This window comes from Streptomyces sp. NBC_00464, assembly GCF_036013915.1.
Classification (GTDB): Bacteria; Actinomycetota; Actinomycetes; order Streptomycetales; family Streptomycetaceae; genus Streptomyces.
Map to the genome: position 1 here is coordinate 6,690,231 of NZ_CP107899.1, position 15,680 is coordinate 6,705,910.

A 15,680-nucleotide genomic window follows, 5' to 3' on the forward strand; every position below is an offset into this window, starting at 1 on the left:
ATGTCGCGACTCGGCAATCTCGGCGCCCGTCTCTACCGCGGCGAGGTCGGCTACGACTTCATCGGCAAGCGCAAGATCTGGTACGGCGTCTCGATCCTGATCACGATCACGGCCATCGTCGGCCTGGCGGTCAGCGGCCTGAACATGGGCATCGAGTTCAAGGGCGGTGCCGTCTTCACCACCCCGAAGACGAGCGTCTCCGTCGACAAGGCGGAGGAGCTGGCGTCCGAGTCCTCGGGACACCAGGCCATCGTCCAGAAGCTGGGCAACGGCGGTCTGCGTATCCAGATCACCGAGGTGGACACCGCCAAGTCCGACCAGATCAAGGACGAGCTCTCCAAGGGTCTCGACGTCCCGACCGAGAAGATCGCGGCCGACCTGGTCGGCCCCAGCTGGGGTGAGCAGATCGCCAACAAGGCCTGGACCGGCCTCGGCGTCTTCATGGTCCTCGTCGTGATCTACCTGGCGATCGCCTTCGAATGGCGGATGGCCATCGCGGCCCTCGTCGCGCTGATCCACGACATCACCATCACGGTCGGTGTCTACGCGCTCGTGGGCTTCGAGGTCACCCCGGGCACCGTGATCGGTCTGCTGACGATCCTCGGTTACTCCCTCTACGACACGGTCGTCGTCTTCGACAGCCTCAAGGAGGGCACGAAGGGGATCACCAAGCAGACCCGGTGGACGTACAGCGAGATCGCCAACCGTTCCATCAACGGCACACTGGTCCGCTCGATCAACACCACGGTCGTCGCCCTACTGCCGGTCGCCGGTCTGCTGTTCATCGGTGGCGGTGTCCTCGGCGCCGGCATGCTGAACGACATCTCGCTGGCCCTCTTCGTCGGCCTCGCGGCCGGTGCGTACTCCTCGATCTTCATCGCCACTCCGCTCGTCGCCGACCTCAAGGAACGCGAACCGCAGATGAAGGCGCTGAAGAAGCGGATCCTCGCCAAGCGTGCGGCTGCCGCCGCCAAGGGGGAGCCCAACGAGGCCGAGCTGGCGGACGAGCGGTCCCCCGAGGACGCCGCGCCCGCCGGTGCGGTCGTCGGACAGCGCCAGGAGCCCCCCAGGGGCCACGGCAGGACCCCGGGGAACCGTCGATGACCAGCACCACCGAAAGCACCAGGGACCTCCTGCTCAGCCGGATCCGTGATGTGGCGGACTACCCGAAGCCGGGAGTGATGTTCAAGGACATCACTCCGCTGCTCGCGGACCCGGTCGCGTTCACGGCTCTTACGGACGCCCTCGCGGAACTGTGCGTACGGCACGGCGCCACGAAGATCGTCGGCCTGGAGGCCCGCGGCTTCATCCTGGCCGCACCGGTCGCGGTACGGGCGGGCCTCGGCTTCATCCCCGTCCGCAAGGCCGGGAAGCTGCCGGGAGCCACGCTCGGCCAGGTGTACGAGCTGGAATACGGCACCGCGGAGATCGAGGTCCACGCGGAGGACCTGTCGGCCGACGACCGCGTCATGGTCATCGACGACGTCCTGGCCACCGGCGGCACCGCCGGAGCCTCCCTGGAGCTGATCCGGCGGGCCGGAGCCCGGGTCGCCGGCGTTGCCGTCCTCATGGAACTGGGATTCCTGGCCGGCCGCGAACGTCTGGCACCGCATCTGCAGGGTGCTCCGCTGGAGGCCCTGATCACGGTCTGAACGACTGCCGGACGGCAGCAGGCACAGCTACACGCACCACGCGGCGGGCATCCGGGAACAACCGGGTGCCCGTCCCGCGTTGTGAGGGCTCTCACGGTCCCCGGGCGAGCTCCGGCCGCAGGGTCGATACGATGGCCTTTCCGGGTGTCCGGATCCGCACGAGGAGTGCTCTTGCCAGACGAGGCCCAGCCAGTCGCCGCCCCGCAGCCCGACAAGCCCGAGGCGGCCCCAGCCACGCCCGCGACGCAGCAGCCCGCGGAGAAGCCGAAGCCCCCGGCCCCGGAGCCCGGCACAGGTCCGGCCCCCGCCGAAGCGAACGGGCCCGCGCCCGCTTCCCCCGCGCAGCCGGCCGTCCCCGTCCCGCCGGCCCCCACGGCGCCGAAGCCGCCCGCCAAGCCCGCAGCGGCACCGGTCGCCCCCGCAGGTCCGGTGGCCCGTACCGGCGGCTCGTCCAACCGGGTGAGGGCCAGGCTGGCCCGCCTCGGTGTGCAGCGCTCCAGCCCGTACAACCCGGTCCTGGAACCGTTGCTGCGTACCGTCCGCAGCAACGACCCCAAGATCGAGAGCGCCACGCTGCGGCAGATCGAGAAGGCCTACCAGGTCGCCGAGCGCTGGCACCGCGGCCAGAAGCGCAAGAGCGGCGACCCGTACATCACGCATCCGCTCGCCGTGACGACGATCCTCGCCGAGCTGGGCATGGATCCGGCCACCCTGATGGCAGGGCTGCTGCACGACACGGTCGAGGACACCGAGTACGGCCTGGACACGCTGCGCCGCGACTTCGGCGACCAGGTCGCCCTGCTGGTCGACGGCGTCACCAAGCTGGACAAGGTCAAGTTCGGCGAGGCCGCGCAGGCCGAGACCGTACGCAAGATGGTCGTCGCCATGGCCAAGGACCCCCGGGTCCTCGTCATCAAGCTCGCCGACCGGCTGCACAACATGCGCACCATGCGGTATCTCAAGCGGGAGAAGCAGGAGAAGAAGGCCCGCGAGACGCTGGAGATCTACGCTCCCCTGGCCCACCGCCTGGGCATGAACACCATCAAGTGGGAGCTGGAGGACCTCGCCTTCGCGATCCTCTACCCCAAGATGTACGACGAGATCGTCCGCCTCGTCGCCGAGCGGGCGCCCAAGCGCGACGAGTACCTCGCCATAGTGACCGACGAGGTCCAGTCCGACCTGCGCGCCGCCCGCATCAAGGCCACCGTCACCGGACGGCCGAAGCACTACTACAGCGTCTACCAGAAGATGATCGTGCGAGGCCGTGACTTCGCCGAGATCTATGACCTGGTGGGCATCAGGGTGCTCGTGGACACGGTCCGCGACTGCTACGCGGCGCTCGGCACCGTGCACGCGCGATGGAATCCGGTCCCCGGCCGGTTCAAGGACTACATCGCGATGCCCAAGTTCAACATGTACCAGTCGCTGCACACCACGGTGATCGGCCCCAGCGGCAAGCCCGTCGAGCTGCAGATCCGTACGTTCGACATGCACCGCCGCGCCGAGTACGGCATCGCCGCGCACTGGAAGTACAAGCAGGAAGCCGTCGCGGGCGCCTCCAAGGTGCGCACCGACGTCCCCAAGAACACCGGCCGCGGCCAGGACACCGTCAACGACATGGCGTGGCTGCGCCAGCTTCTCGACTGGCAGAAGGAGACCGAGGACCCCAGCGAGTTCCTGGAGTCCCTGCGCTTCGACCTCTCGCGCAACGAGGTCTTCGTCTTCACGCCGAAGGGCGACGTCATAGCGCTCCCCGCGGGGGCGACACCGGTCGACTTCGCGTACGCCGTCCATACGGAGGTCGGCCACCGGACCATAGGAGCACGGGTCAACGGGCGGCTCGTCCCGCTGGAGTCGACGCTCGACAACGGCGACCTGGTGGAGGTCTTCACCTCCAAGGCGGTCGGCGCCGGGCCCTCCCGTGACTGGCTCGGCTTCGTCAAGTCGCCGCGGGCCCGCAACAAGATCCGTGCCTGGTTCTCCAAGGAGCGCAGGGACGAGGCGATCGAGCAGGGCAAGGACTCCATCGCGCGGGCCATGCGCAAGCAGAACCTGCCGATCCAGCGCATCCTGACCGGCGACTCGCTCGTCACGCTCGCCCACGAGATGCGCTACCCCGACATCTCGTCCCTCTACGCCGCGATCGGCGAGGGCCATGTGGCAGCGGCCGGCGTCGTGCAGAAGCTCGTGCAGGCCCTCGGCGGCGAGGACGCGGCCAACGAGGACCTGGCGGAGAGCTCCCCGCCCTCGCACGGCCGCAACAAGCGCCGGGCCAAGGCGGATCCGGGCGTGGTCGTCAAGGGCGTCGAGGACGTCTGGGTCAAGCTGGCCCGCTGTTGTACGCCCGTGCCGGGCGACCCGATCATCGGCTTCGTCACCCGGGGCAGCGGCGTCTCCGTGCACCGCGCGGACTGCGTCAACGTGGACTCGCTCTCGCAGCAGCCGGAGCGGATCCTGGAGGTCGAGTGGGCGCCCACGCAGTCCTCGGTCTTCCTGGTCGCCATCCAGGTCGAGGCGCTGGACCGCTCCCGGCTCCTGTCGGACGTCACGAGGATCCTGTCCGACCAGCACGTCAACATCCTGTCCGCGGCCGTGCAGACGTCCCGCGACCGGGTGGCCACCTCGCGCTTCACCTTCGAGATGGGCGACCCCAAGCACCTCGGGCACGTCCTGAAGGCCGTACGGAGCGTGGAGGGCGTCTACGACGTCTACCGGGTGACTTCGGCCCGCAGGCCGTGACAGCGAGCCTGCGGGCACGTCCCAGGACATGGAGCGGGCCCGGTACGCATCGCGTACCGGGCCCGCTCCATGTCCTGCCGAAGCCGGTCAGCCGCCGAACTCCTCCAGGCCCTTCAGAGCCTGGTCCAGGAGTGCCTGCCGGCCCTCCAGCTCACGGGCCAGCTTGTCGGCGCGGGCGTTGTTGCCCGAGGCGCGGGCGGTGTCGATCTGCGTACGCAGCTTGTCGACGGCCGCCTGGAGCTGCCCGGTCAGACCCGCGGCACGGGCCCGTGCCTCCGGGTTGGTCCGGCGCCACTCCGACTCCTCGGCCTCCTGGAGCGCCCGCTCCACCGCCTGCATCCGCCCCTCGACCTTGGGGCGGGCGTCACGCGGTACGTGGCCGATGGCCTCCCAGCGCTCGTTGAGGGCCCGGAACGCGGCCCTGGCCGCCTTCAGGTCCTTCACCGGCACCAGCTTCTCGGCCTCGACCGCGAGCTCCTCCTTGAGCGTGAGGTTCTCGCCCTGCTCCGCGTCGCGCTCGGCGAAGACCCCGTTACGAGCGGCGAAGAAGACGTCCTGGGCACCGCGGAAGCGTTCCCACAGGGCGTCCTCCGCCTCGCGCTGGGCGCGGCCCGCCGCCTTCCAGTCGGTCATCAGGTCGCGGTAGCGGGCAGCCGTGACGCCCCAGTCCGTGGACCCGGAGAGCGACTCGGCCTCGACGACCAGCTTCTCCTTGACCTTGCGGGCCTCCTCGCGCTGGGCGTCCAGCGAGGCGAAGTGGGCCTTGCGGCGCTTGGAGAACGCCGAGCGCGCATGCGAGAAGCGGTGCCACAGCTCGTCGTCCGACTTGCGGTCGAGCCGCGGCAGGCCCTTCCACGTGTCGACGAGTGCGCGCAGCCGCTCACCCGCGGAGCGCCACTGCTCGCTCTGCGCCAGCTCCTCGGCCTCGACGACCAGCGCCTCCTTGGCGTGCTTCGCCTCGTCGGTCTGCTTGGCCTTCTGCGCCTTGCGCTCCTCGCGCCGAGAGTCGACCGTCGCGACCAGGGCGTCCAGCCGCTTGCGCAACGCCTCCAGGTCGCCGACGGCGTGATGCTCGTCGACCTGTCCCCGCAGATGCTCGATGGCGGTCGTCGCGTCCTTCGCCGACAGGTCGGTGGTCTTCACCCGCCGTTCGAGGAGGCCGATCTCGACCACAATGCCCTCGTACTTGCGCTCGAAATAAGCCAGGGCCTCTTCCGGAGAACCGGCCTGCCACGATCCGACGACCTGCTCGCCATCGGCTGTACGCACGTACACGGTGCCTGTCTCGTCGACACGGCCCCACGGGTCGCTGCTCACAGCGCCTCCTCCACCTGATGCCCGTGAGGGGGTTCGCCCCCCTGGCATCGTCCACAGTTTCCTGGGGCGGGCTGCGCCCGCCCTGCACAACGCCAATCTAGGCGAAGGGCCGCCCGGCTGTCCGCACTCAGCGCGGCCGAAAATTATCCGGCCGCACCGAGTGACCGCTGGACGGAGATCCTGCCGGGTCCGCCGGGGTTCAGGCCTTGTCGACGGCCGCCTTCGAGATGTCCACGGCCTTCTTCGGCGCACCGTCGGCAGCGCCGCCGGTGACTCCCGCCTTGCCGATGGCCTCGACGGCCTTCAGCGAGTCCGCGTCCATGGTGCCGAACGGCGTGTAGCTGGGCGGCAGTTTGCTGTCCTTGTAGACGAGGAAGAACTGGCTGCCGCCGGTGTGCGCCTGGCCGGTGTTGGCCATCGCCACGGTGCCTGCCGGGTAGGTCACGGTGCCGTCGGCGCCCGCCTTGCCCAGCGCGGTCAGATTCTCGTCGGGAATCGTGTAGCCGGGACCGCCGGTGCCGTCGCCCTTCGGGTCGCCGCACTGCAGGACGAAGATGCCCTGTGTGGTCAGCCGGTGGCACTTCGTGCCGTCGAAGAACTTCTTGTCGGCAAGGGACTTGAACGAGTTCGTCGTGTGCGGGGTCTTCGCCGCGTCCATGTTGAACGATATGTCGCCCTGGCTCGTCTTGAGCGACATCGTGTACTTCGCCGTTTTGTCGATCTTCATCGCGGGCTCGGGCTTGGACTCCTCGCTCGCCGAGGGAGAGGGCGCGGCCGAGGCCGACGGGCTCTGGCTCGCGGCCGCACCGGCCTTGCTGTCCTTGTCGTCGTCACCGCTGGTGGCGAAGTAGGTGGCACCGCCGATGACCGCCACCACGGCTACTGCGGAGGCGATGACGACGGTCAGCCGCCTCGTCCTTCGTCGGGCGTCCTCCCGGCGCTGCTGCTGCCGCTCGAACTTCTCCCTGGCGAGCTGCCGCCGCCGCTGATCGCTGCTGACCACCGGGTGATCTCCTTGTACGTCGTGTGATCGGGCCTGGGTTGCCCCGTACCGTATATGGGTTAGCTGTGGAATGAGGAGCGCCGGTAGGCTCTGAACTGCTGCGACCGCGCAGCCGACCTCCCTCGTCGGACGACCATTAAGGACGATCGTGCTCATTGCCGGGTTCCCCGCCGGGGCCTGGGGGACCAACTGTTACCTGGTCGCCCCCGCCGCGGGTGAGGAGTGCGTGATCATCGACCCGGGCCACCAGGCCGCCTCCGGGGTCGAGGAAGCGCTGAAGAAGCATCGGCTGAAGCCCGTCGCCGTCGTGCTCACCCACGGCCACATCGACCACGTCGCCTCGGTCGTCCCGGTGTGCGGGGCGCACGACGTCCCCGCCTGGATCCACCCCGAGGACCGCTACATGATGAGTGACCCGGAGAAGGCCCTCGGCCGCTCCATCGGGATGCCGCTCATGGGTGAGCTGACCGTGGGGGAGCCGGACGACGTCAAGGAGCTGAGCGACGGCGCGCAGCTGCTGCTGGCCGGTATGGAGTTCGGCGTCTCGCATGCGCCCGGCCATACGAAGGGGTCGGTGACGTTCAGGATGCCCGAGGCCGCGGAGATTCCGCAGGTTCTCTTCTCGGGCGACCTGCTCTTCGCCGGCTCCGTCGGACGCACCGACCTGCCCGGCGGCGACCACGCCGAGCTCCTCGAGTCGCTGGCCCGCGTGTGCCTGCCGCTCGACGACTCGACCGTGGTGCTGTCCGGCCACGGCCCCCAGACGACCATCGGCCGCGAGCGCGCCACCAATCCGTATCTGAGCGGTATGGACGCGCCCCGACGAGGAATGTGACGAGAGCGACATCGTGAGCACCTTCAAGGCCCCCAAGGGCACGTACGACCTGACCCCGCCCGACTCCGCGAAGTATCTCGCCGTGCGCGAGGCGATCTCCGCACCGCTGAAGAACTCCGGCTACGGCTACATCGAGACCCCGGGCTTCGAGGACGTGGCCCTCTTCTCGCGCGGCGTCGGTGAGTCCACCGACATCGTGTCCAAGGAGATGTACACCCTCACCACCAAGGGCGGCTCCGAGCTCGCCCTGCGCCCCGAGGGCACCGCGTCCGTGCTGCGCGCCGCGCTGGAGGCCAACCTCCACAAGCTCGGCAACCTGCCGGTCAAGCTCTGGTACTCCGGCTCGTACTACCGCTACGAGCGCCCGCAGAAGGGCCGTTACCGCCACTTCTCGCAGGTCGGCGCCGAGGCGATCGGCGCCGAGGACCCGGTCCTGGATGCCGAGCTGATCATCCTGGCCGACCAGGCGTACCGCTCCCTGGGCCTGCGGGAGTTCCGCATCCTGCTGAACTCGCTGGGCGACAAGGAGTGCCGGCCCGTCTACCGGGACGCGCTCCAGGGCTTCCTGCGTGAGCTCGACCTCGACGAGGAGACCCGCCGGCGCATCGAGATCAACCCGCTCCGGGTCCTCGACGACAAGCGCCCCGAGGTCCAGAAGCAGCTGACCGGCGCCCCGGTACTGCGCGACTACCTGTGCGACGCCTGCAAGGCGTACCACGAGGAGGTCCGGGACCTGCTCAACGCGGCAGGTGTCGTGTACGAGGACGACGAGAAGCTCGTCCGCGGCCTCGACTACTACACCCGCACCACCTTCGAGTTCGTCCACGACGGTCTGGGCTCCCAGTCGGCGGTCGGCGGCGGCGGCCGGTACGACGGCCTGTCCGAGATGATCGGCGGACCGGCGCTCCCGTCGGTCGGCTGGGCGCTCGGCGTGGACCGCACCGTGCTCGCGCTGGAGGCGGAGGGCATCGAGCTCGAACTGCCCTCCACCACCAGCGTCTTCGCCGTGCCGCTCGGCGAGGAGGCGCGTCGGGTGCTGTTCGGTGTCGTCACGCAGCTGCGCCGCGAGGGCGTGGCCGCGGACTTCGCGTTCGGGGGCCGCGGGCTGAAGGGCGCGATGAAGAGCGCCAACCGCTCGGGCGCGCGCTTCACGATCGTGGCCGGCGAGCGCGACCTGGCCGAGGGGATCGTCCAGCTCAAGGACATGGAGTCCGGTGAGCAGACGGCCGTGCCCCTCGCCGAGGTGACCGAGACGGTCCGCGCGCGCCTCGCCTGAACCATCCGTCGCGGGCGGGCCGTACGGCCCGCCCGCGACCGGTGCGTAAAGAGGGCCCCCTTCAACAGGGGGCCGCGGGTACCCCGTTCCGCTGCCGTCAACGTGGCGGTCTCTCCATCATCCTGCCGGGCGATTTCCATCCCCGGACGGCAGTGACAACCCGCGGGCGGGGCGGATGTCGTCAAAGGACGTGCGCAGACGCCCTCGTCACGGCGGCGACGGCCCGACGCCCCCTCTTTCCGCGCGGTCCGCGCCCACGTCAGCGCGCGCATCTTTATGTTCATCGAACGGAAGACCGGTGCGGCCGTACGGCACAATGACCGTGCCCCAGCAGGCCACTCACTGACGGAACGGCGATATGACGACTGCAGCGGTTGACCACCCCTCCTCCGACCAGGAGGAGGACGGCGGGAAGAGGACCATCGGCGGCAGTCGCGCGCTGGCGCTGCTGCTGATGATCACGGGCGCTGCCGGACTCCTCGCCGCGTGGGTCATCACCATCGACAAGCTCAAGCTGATGGAGGACCCCAACTTCGTTCCGGGCTGCAGTCTCAACCCGGTGGTGGCCTGCGGCAACATCATGAAGAGCGACCAGGCGTCGGCCTTCGGCTTCCCGAACCCGATGCTCGGTATGGCCACCTACCCCGTGATCATCGGGATCGGTCTGGCCCTGCTGGCGGGCGCGCGCTTCCGCAGCTGGTACTGGCTGGGGATGAACGCGGGCACGCTGTTCGGCGTCGGCTTCTGCACCTGGCTCCAGTACCAGTCGCTGTACAACATCAACTCGCTGTGCCTGTGGTGCTGCCTGGCCTGGGTCGCCACGATCCTCATGTTCTGCTACGTCACCACGCACAACATCAAGCACCGGATCATTCCGGCGCCGAGCTGGCTGCGCAACGGGCTCACGGAGTTCCACTGGGTGCCCCCGGTGCTGTGGATCGGGATCATCGGCATGCTGATCCTGACCCGCTGGTGGGACTTCTGGACCAGCTGACAGGTCCGCCCGCCGCTGCCGGGCCCCACCGGCCCGGCGGGGATGTCAGTGCGGTGACATAGGCTTCAAAACGTGGAGCCCGACCTCTTTACCGCAGCTGCCGAAGACCGCCAGGAGAAGGACCCGTCCAGCAGCCCCCTCGCTGTCCGGATGCGTCCTCGTACCCTCGACGAGGTCGTGGGCCAGCAGCATCTGCTCAAGCCGGGCTCGCCACTGCGCCGCCTCGTCGGCGAGGGGAGCGGGGGACCGGCCGGCCCGTCCTCGGTGATTCTCTGGGGTCCGCCCGGCATCGGGAAGACGACTCTGGCGTATGTGGTCAGCAAGGCCACGAACAAACGATTCGTCGAGCTCTCCGCGATCACCGCGGGTGTCAAGGAAGTACGGGCCGTGATCGAGGGCGCCCGTCGCGCCACCGGCGGCTACGGCAAGGAGACCGTCCTCTTCCTGGACGAGATCCACCGTTTCTCCAAGGCCCAGCAGGACTCCCTGCTCCCGGCCGTGGAGAACCGCTGGGTCACGCTGATCGCCGCGACCACCGAGAATCCCTACTTCTCGATCATCTCGCCGCTCCTCTCGCGTTCGCTGCTGCTCACGCTGGAGTCGCTGACCGACGACGATTTGCGCGCCCTGCTGCACCGGGCCCTGACCGACGAGCGCGGACTCGGTGGCGCGGTGACGCTGCCCGAGGACGCGGAGGAGCATCTGCTGCGCATCGCCGGGGGCGACGCGCGCCGGGCGCTGACGGCGCTGGAGGCGGCGGCCGGCGCGGCGATGTCCAAGCAGGAGGAGGAGATCACCCTCCTCACCCTGGAGGAGACCGTCGACCGGGCGGCGGTGAAGTACGACCGGGACGGCGACCAGCACTACGACGTGGCGAGTGCGCTGATCAAGTCGATCCGCGGCTCCGACGTCGACGCGGCCCTGCATTACCTGGCCCGGATGATCGAGGCGGGGGAGGACCCCCGGTTCATCGCCCGGCGGCTGATGATCTCGGCCAGCGAGGACATCGGTCTCGCCGACCCCACGGCACTGCCCACGGCGGTCGCGGCGGCCCAGGCCGTGGCGCTGATCGGTTTCCCGGAGGCGGCGCTCACCCTCAGCCATGCCACGATCGCGCTGGCGCTCGCCCCGAAGTCCAACGCGGCGACGCTGGCGATCTTCGCGGCCCAGGAGGACGTACGCAAGGGCCTGGCCGGTGCGGTCCCGGCCCATCTGCGCGACGGCCACTACAAGGGCGCCGCCAAGCTGGGCCACGCCCAGGGCTACGTCTACCCGCACGATGTCCCCGGCGGCATCGCCGCCCAGCAGTACGCCCCGGATGCCGTCCGCGACAAGCGCTACTACCGGCCCACCCGCTACGGGGCCGAGGCGCGGTACGCGGATGTCGCGGACCGGGTCCGTGAGCGTCTGGGCCGTACGGACACCGAAGGCGGCGCGAGCGCGCCGGACGGTTCGTAGGAGCCGGTCTCAGTGCGCTGCGGCATCGAAGAGGGTGCGCATGGCGTGGCGCAGCTCCACCACGTCGCGTACCGGCTCGGGGAACTCGAAGCGCGCGTCGAAGCAGGGCCCGTTCCGTTCGAAGAAGCGGACCCGCAGCCCGTGCCGGTCCAGCGCGACCGGTACGACGGACGGCGGGTTCACGGCGCCGGTCCGGGCCGCCCGCTCGCCGAGCAGTTCGCACAGCGTCCCCAGCCGGTCCCCGTGCGCCGCGTGCAGATGCTGGAGCAGCTCCGCCTCGTGGGCGGCGAGGGGGTCGGCGGCCGCGTCCCGCAGCTCCTCCGGCTCGACCGGCTCCGCGCCCCAGAGATCCTCGACGTGGGCCTCACCCGTCTCCAGCCGCAGCAGCATCCGGCCGGGACCGGCGATTCCGGGTACGGAGGTGAGCCAGCCGCAGACGCGGGCCCGGCCCCGGATGCGGTGCGGTACGGCGACCGGGGCGACGTCCGTGATCTCCAGCACGGCCGTCAGCTCGTCGTCCTGGGCGTGGGTCGCGGCCCGTACGGCCGGGGAATCAGCGGGGAATTCAAGGAAGAGGTCGCCGTCCGGACCCACGGTCCGGGACAGCGGCATCAGCTGGTCCGAGCCCGCTGTCTCCAGCCCGGGGATGAGCAGCACCGCGGAGCAGGTACTCTGTACGAGAGTTCGTGTGCGCTCGGCTGCTGACGGCATCCGTGTGTTTTCAAGCCCGCTGGGACGCGGCTGACCACGATCAGATCGGCCTTCCGTCGTAGCAGCACTTCTATGTGTGCTGCCGCTGTCTGTGCTGTCCGTGACGTGTGTGGTGTTCCCAGGGCGAGACATGCGATCTCCTTGAGTAAGGTGAGCCTAACCTAACCTACAACGGAGGTCTGGAGAACGTGCCTAATCAGTCGCGTCCCAAGGTCAAGAAGAGCCGCGCGCTCGGCATTGCGCTGACGCCGAAGGCTGTCAAGTACTTCGAGGCCCGCCCCTACCCGCCGGGCGAGCACGGCCGCGGCCGCAAGCAGAACTCGGACTACAAGGTCCGTCTGCTCGAGAAGCAGCGTCTGCGCGCCCAGTACGACATCAGCGAGCGCCAGATGGCGCGTGCCTACGACCGCGCCAAGAAGGCCGAAGGCAAGACGGGTGAGGCGCTGGTCGTCGAGCTCGAGCGCCGCCTCGACGCTCTGGTGCTGCGTTCCGGTATCGCCAAGACGATCTACCAGGCCCGCCAGATGGTCGTTCACGGCCACATCGAGGTCAACGGTGGCAAGGTCGACAAGCCGTCGTTCCGTGTCCGCCCGGACGACATCATCATGGTCCGCGAGCGCAGCCGCGAGAAGTACCCCTTCCAGGTTGCCCGCGAGGGTGGTTACGACACCGACGGTGAGACCCCGCGCTACCTGCAGGTGAACCTGAAGGCCCTGGCCTTCCGCCTTGACCGGGACCCGAACCGCAAGGAAATCCCCGTGATCTGCGACGAGCAGCTCGTCGTCGAGTACTACGCCCGCTGATTCAGGCGTAGCCGCTCTTCACCGGCGCTCAGGCCCGCCCCTCCCCGATCGGGGAGGCGGCGGGCTTTCGCGTCTTCCCGGCCGGGGGTGGCGGCTCCTGTCCGTCGGGGCGTTCGTCGGGCCGGCCCGACAGCGCCCTGGCCACCACCGCGTCCGTGCCCAGCTTGCCGCCGGTGCGCAGCTCCGCCGCGTACACCGTCTCACCCAGCTCATGACGGGCCAGCTCAGCGCACCGGACCCGGGGCCTGCCGTAGTACGCCGAACCGAACAGCGGCAACCCGACCGAGGGCCAGATCCGGTCGGCGGCTCCTTGCAGCAGCGCCGCCTCGGCGGCGTCGCCCTCGACCACCGTGACGAGCGCCAGCAGCTCCAGGGCGAGCACGGTGCCCAGCCGGTCGTGGAAGGTGTGGCTGATGGCCAGCGACTCCCCGAGCAACTCCCGCGCCCGGCCGGGGCGGCCCCGTTGCAGTGAGGCGAACCCCAGGACGTACAGGGCATAGCTGAGCGCCCACCGCTCCCCGTGGTCCTCGCAGATCTCCCGCACCTCTTCGCAGATCGCGACCGCGCCGTCCAGATCCCCCTGGAATCCGGTCGCCATGGCCAGTTCGACCTGGGCCATCAGCACATTGCTGTTCAGCTCGCCGAGCTCCCGGTAGCGGCCCAGCGCCTCCTGCAGCAGTTCGTGTGCGCGCCCCATGTCGTCCGTGACCAGGGCCAGGCAGCCTGTGCGGTGCAGCGCGTACGCCGATGCCACGGCGTCACCCGCCAGATCCGCCTCCTCCCGGCACTCGGACAGTGCCGAGATCGCGCCCACCGGATCGCCCTGGAGCACCGCGACGTACCCGAGCACCCACAGCGCCTTCAGCCGCGAGGTGTCGTACGGCGTCGCCTCCTCCCGTACGTGTTCCAGCCAGTGCCGGCCCTCCGAGAGGCGTCCGCAGCCGACCCACAGGAACCAGAGCGTGCCCGCCAGGTACTGCGCGAGATGCGCCTCCTCCGGGCTCTCCAGCGAACACTCCATGGCCCGCCGCAGATTCGGCAGCTCGCTCTCCACCCGGGCGGCGACCTCGGCCTGCCGCGGGCTGAACCAGTCGAGCTCGCACCAGGTCGCGAGCCCCAGGAACCAGTCCCGGTGGCGGCGGCGCAGCCGGTCGGTGTCACCCGTGGCCGCCAGCCACTCGGCGCCGTACTCCCGCACCGTGTCCAGCATCCGGTAGCGGGCGCCGACGGCCGATTCCTCCCGCAGGACGACGGACTGCGCGAGCAGCCCGGACAGCACGTCCAGCACCGAGTCGGCCGGCAGATCGGGGCCGCTGCAGATGTACTCGGCCGCCTCCAGGTCGAACTGCCCGGCGAAGACGGAGAGCCGCGCCCACAGCAGCCGCTGTTCCGGGGCGCAGAGCTCATGACTCCAGCCGATGGCCGTACGGAGCGTCTGGTGCCGGGCGAGGGCGCTGCGGCTGCTCCCGGTCAGCAGCCGGAACCGGTCGTCCAGCCGCTGCAGCACCTGCTCCGCCGACAGGGCGCGAAGCCGGCCGGCGGCCAGCTCCAGCGCGAGCGGAATGCCGTCAAGGCGGCGGCACAGCTCCAGGGCGGTGCCCCGCGTGTGCTCGGTCAGCCGGAACTCGGGCTGCACCGAGGCGGCCCGCTCGGCGAACAGCAGCAAGGCGTCCTCGTCGCGCATGGTCGCGAGCGGGTAGCCGGTCTCGCCGTCGAGGTCCAGCGGCAGCCGGCCGGCCGTCAGTACCCGCAGCCGCGGAGCCCGGCGCAGCAGATCCCGTACCAACTCGGCACAGGTGTCCACCAGATGCTCGAAACCGTCGATCACCAGGAGGAGCCGGCGCTCGGCACAGTGTTCGAGGAGTGTCGTGCGGGGCGGCCTGCTCGTGTGATCGGTGAGGCCCAGCGCGTCGACCAGAGCGTGTTCCAGCAGCGCGGGATCGTGGACCGCGGACAGCTCCACCAGCCAGACCCCGTCGCAGTACCGTTTCTCCAGGAGCGCCGCCACCCTGGTGACCAGCCGGGTCTTGCCGACACCGCCCACCCCGACGACGGTGACGAGCCGGGACTCCTCCAGCAGCCCGACGACCTCGGCCAACTCGCTGTCGCGCCCCACGAATCTGTTCAGTTCCGCGGGGAGATTGCCCGGGTGACGGGGGGCGGGAGCCTCGGGGGAGGTGGCGGGAGGGCTTGAATCGTCGGGGGACGGAAAGGGGCGCTGAGGGCGTCGCATGAAACACGCAGAGTACTGGCCCGAAAGCGCTCCGTACAATCTCGTTGCGGGAACTCCCACGGGGCCGGCCCGCAATGCGGTACAAGGCGTGAGCCCCGGCGCGATAGGCTCGGGAACGGTGATCGGCCGCCGCGACGGCCGTCGCCGAAGAGCAGGAAACAAGACAGACAGACGACAAGCCAGAGAGCGGTGCACTGTGTCCGGTGGTGAGGTGGCCGGGATCCTGGTGGCCGTCTTCTGGGCGATCCTGGTTTCGTTCCTCGCCGTCGTGCTGGTGAGGCTCGCCCAGACGCTCAGGGCGACCACGAAACTCGTGGCGGACGTGACCGAACAGGCCGTGCCGCTGCTCGCCGACGCCTCCGCGACCGTACGTTCCGCACAGACCCAGCTCGACAAGGTCGACGCGATCGCGACGGACGTCCAGGAAGTCACCTCCAACGCCTCGGCGCTCTCCTCCACCGTCGCCTCCACCTTCGGCGGCCCGCTGGTCAAGGTCGCGGCGTTCGGTTACGGGGTCCGGCAGGCCATCGGCCGCAAGACCGGTCCCGAACCGGAAGCGCGCTCCCGGCGCTCGGTGATTGTCGGCCGGACCGTGCCGTCCGCGCGTGGCAAAAAGCGCAACGGCAGAAACTCCCGCGGATCGAAGGACTGACGCAGCG

General features: G+C 69.7%; 12 protein-coding genes and 1 pseudogene. 9 read left to right on the plus strand and 4 right to left on the minus strand.

The window, feature by feature from the left end; all coding sequences use genetic code 11:
* From secF to OG912_RS30115, 3 genes are all read left to right on the plus strand, one after another.
* Window positions 1-1,104 carry a protein translocase subunit SecF gene (gene secF / locus OG912_RS30105; protein WP_327712053.1) on the plus strand — a complete coding sequence of 368 codons (1,104 nt, stop codon included), beginning with the start codon at window positions 1-3 and terminating at the stop codon, window positions 1,102-1,104.
* Window positions 1,101-1,652 (plus strand): adenine phosphoribosyltransferase, encoded by a 552-nt coding sequence (locus OG912_RS30110; protein WP_327712054.1) that lies wholly within the window; start codon window positions 1,101-1,103, stop codon window positions 1,650-1,652. Before secF ends, OG912_RS30110 begins: the two co-directional genes overlap by 4 nt.
* 171 nt (window positions 1,653-1,823) lie before the next feature.
* Window positions 1,824-4,391, plus strand: a complete 2,568-nt coding sequence (locus OG912_RS30115; protein ID WP_327712055.1) for a RelA/SpoT family protein — start codon at window positions 1,824-1,826, stop codon at window positions 4,389-4,391.
* A gap of 87 nt (window positions 4,392-4,478) precedes the next feature.
* Here OG912_RS30115 and OG912_RS30120 read toward each other — a convergent pair whose 3' ends face one another.
* The gene (locus OG912_RS30120; protein ID WP_327712056.1) at window positions 4,479-5,708 is read right to left on the minus strand and encodes a DUF349 domain-containing protein; all 1,230 of its coding nucleotides are present in this window, start codon (window positions 5,706-5,708) and stop codon (window positions 4,479-4,481) included.
* Between the two features lie 199 nt (window positions 5,709-5,907).
* Complete coding sequence (locus OG912_RS30125) at window positions 5,908-6,711, minus strand: peptidylprolyl isomerase (RefSeq protein WP_327712057.1); 804 nt, start codon at window positions 6,709-6,711, stop codon at window positions 5,908-5,910.
* Window positions 6,712-6,859: 148 nt separating this feature from the next.
* Here OG912_RS30125 and OG912_RS30130 point away from each other — a divergent pair, with 148 nt between their 5' ends.
* From OG912_RS30130 to OG912_RS30145, 4 genes are all read left to right on the plus strand, one after another.
* A complete protein-coding gene (locus OG912_RS30130) occupies window positions 6,860-7,546 on the plus strand; it encodes an MBL fold metallo-hydrolase (protein WP_326735112.1) in 687 nt (228 codons plus the stop codon).
* Between the two features lie 13 nt (window positions 7,547-7,559).
* The gene (hisS, locus tag OG912_RS30135) at window positions 7,560-8,822 is read left to right on the plus strand and encodes a histidine--tRNA ligase (protein ID WP_326735111.1); all 1,263 of its coding nucleotides are present in this window, start codon (window positions 7,560-7,562) and stop codon (window positions 8,820-8,822) included.
* Window positions 8,823-9,180: 358 nt separating this feature from the next.
* Complete coding sequence (locus OG912_RS30140; protein ID WP_327712058.1) at window positions 9,181-9,816, plus strand: vitamin K epoxide reductase family protein; 636 nt, start codon at window positions 9,181-9,183, stop codon at window positions 9,814-9,816.
* 72 nt (window positions 9,817-9,888) lie between these two features.
* Window positions 9,889-11,274, plus strand: coding sequence for a replication-associated recombination protein A (locus tag OG912_RS30145; protein WP_327712059.1), 1,386 nt, complete (start codon window positions 9,889-9,891; stop codon window positions 11,272-11,274).
* 9 nt (window positions 11,275-11,283) lie between these two features.
* On the opposite strand, the gene OG912_RS30150 is transcribed toward OG912_RS30145, so the two are convergent.
* Window positions 11,284-11,985, minus strand: a complete 702-nt coding sequence (locus OG912_RS30150) for a DUF2470 domain-containing protein (RefSeq protein WP_327712060.1) — start codon at window positions 11,983-11,985, stop codon at window positions 11,284-11,286.
* Between the two features lie 188 nt (window positions 11,986-12,173).
* Between OG912_RS30150 and rpsD the strand changes: the two genes are divergently transcribed.
* Entirely contained in the window at window positions 12,174-12,788 is a 615-nt protein-coding gene (gene rpsD / locus OG912_RS30155) for a 30S ribosomal protein S4 (RefSeq protein ID WP_326735107.1), read from the plus strand.
* Between the two features lie 18 nt (window positions 12,789-12,806).
* On the opposite strand, the pseudogene OG912_RS30160 reads toward rpsD, so the two are convergent.
* Window positions 12,807-15,021, minus strand: a pseudogene (locus OG912_RS30160) (ATP-binding protein).
* Window positions 15,022-15,232: 211 nt separating this feature from the next.
* On the opposite strand from OG912_RS30160, the gene OG912_RS30165 reads away from it, so the two are divergent.
* Entirely contained in the window at window positions 15,233-15,673 is a 441-nt protein-coding gene (locus tag OG912_RS30165) for a DUF948 domain-containing protein (RefSeq protein ID WP_327713585.1), read from the plus strand.
* The last annotated feature ends 7 nt before the right edge of the window (window positions 15,674-15,680 follow it).

Coding starts and splice junctions, on each gene's coding strand:
- secF (WP_327712053.1), top strand. CDS start 1: ATGTCGCGACTCGGCAATCTCGGCGCCCGTCTCTACCGCGGCGAGGTC.
- OG912_RS30110 (WP_327712054.1), top strand. CDS start 1,101: ATGACCAGCACCACCGAAAGCACCAGGGACCTCCTGCTCAGCCGGATC.
- OG912_RS30140 (WP_327712058.1), top strand. CDS start 9,181: ATGACGACTGCAGCGGTTGACCACCCCTCCTCCGACCAGGAGGAGGAC.
- OG912_RS30150 (WP_327712060.1), bottom strand. CDS start 11,985: ATGCCGTCAGCAGCCGAGCGCACACGAACTCTCGTACAGAGTACCTGC.